This window comes from Cryobacterium fucosi (genome assembly GCF_004403515.1).
Taxonomy (GTDB): Bacteria; Actinomycetota; Actinomycetes; order Actinomycetales; family Microbacteriaceae; genus Cryobacterium; species Cryobacterium fucosi.
Map to the genome: position 1 here is coordinate 1 of NZ_SOHH01000082.1, position 1,421 is coordinate 1,421.

A 1,421-nucleotide genomic window follows, 5' to 3' on the forward strand; every position below is an offset into this window, starting at 1 on the left:
CTAGTACTACAGTCGCGTTTATTTTAGGTTCGTCGGCGTGGTTCTTTGCTTTCGGCATGGGTCCGTGTTAATCCTTGCGGGTGGGCGATGATGTTTGTGTGGCAGAGGTACAGGAGTGGGCTGACGGGTTGGAGGAGATCCGTGAGCTGATCGGGCCGCGTTTTGCCCGGTCAGAGCCGTGGGAGAACGCGGTGGACTATCTGCGCGGGCTTCTCTCGGGCCAGGAACGGAAGAATTCCTGGACGCTCTCTGAGCAGGCCGGTCAGGCTGTTCCGGACCGGATGCAGCGTCTTTTGTCGACGACCGACTGGGATCCTGACGCGGTGCGCGATGATCTGCGGTCTTACGTCGTCAAGCACCTCGGCGCGGCCGAGGGTGTGTTGATCGTGGACGAGACCGGGTTCTTGAAGAAAGGAAAGCGTTCCGCCGGGGTCGCCAGGCAGTACTCCGGGACTGCCGGACGGATCGAGAATTCCCAGATCGGCGTGTTCCTGACCTACTCGAGCCCAGCGGGGCGGACGTTCCTGGATCGAGAGCTCTACCTGCCCAAGGCGTGGACCGATGACCGGGAACGTTGCGATGCCGCCGGGATCCCCGCCGATCGTGAGTTCAAGACGAAACCAGAGCTGGCCATGGACATGCTTGCCGGGGCGCTGGACGCGGGCGTTCCGGCCCGGTGGGTGACTGGCGACGCGGTCTACGGGCAGTACTACAAACTCCGCAAAGCACTCGAGGATCGGGGTGTGTTCTACGTCCTAGCGGTGCCGATGAATCAGCGTGTCATCGCCAAGACAACGGGGAGTGTGCCGGGCGGCGAATGGCGGGCCGACGAACTGATCGCCTCGCTGCCCGCGACCGCGTGGCGGACTCGCTCCGCCGGTAACGGCTCGAAAGGTGATCGCCGCTACGGCTGGGCCAGGGCACGCATCAACGGTGCACGCGACCCCGACGCCGAGTACTGGCTCCTGGCCAGGCGCAGCCTGACCGACCCGACCGACATCGCCTACTACCTGACCCACGGACCCAAACGTGTTGCCCTGGCCGACCTCGCCCGGGCCGCCGGAGCCCGCTGGGCCATCGAGGAGAGCTTCCAGACCAGCAAAGGCCAAACAGGCCTGGACCACTACCAGGTGCGGCAATACACCGGCTGGTATCGGCACATCACCCTCTCGATGCTCGCCCACGCCTTCCTGACCGTGACCCGGTCAAAAAAAGGGGCCAACATCCAGAGGACAGCGACCTCATCGCCCTGAGCCTGCCCGAGATCAGGTACCTTCTCGTCCGTCTGATCTTCAGCGAGCCGCCCGACCCCGAACACGTCCTCAGCCGCTCACGCTGGCGACGCCGACATCAACAAACCGCGAAACGACATCACTATCGAACCCGCGGACACGCCCCATAAACGCGACTGTAGTACTAGG

General features: G+C 63.8%; 1 protein-coding gene. It reads left to right on the top strand.

Going from position 1 to position 1,421, the window contains the following annotated elements; translation table 11 throughout:
- The first annotated feature begins 80 nt into the window (after positions 1-80).
- Positions 81-1,253, top strand: a complete 1,173-nt coding sequence (locus E3T48_RS11885; protein ID WP_420898375.1) for an IS701 family transposase — start codon at positions 81-83, stop codon at positions 1,251-1,253.
- The last annotated feature ends 168 nt before the right edge of the window (positions 1,254-1,421 follow it).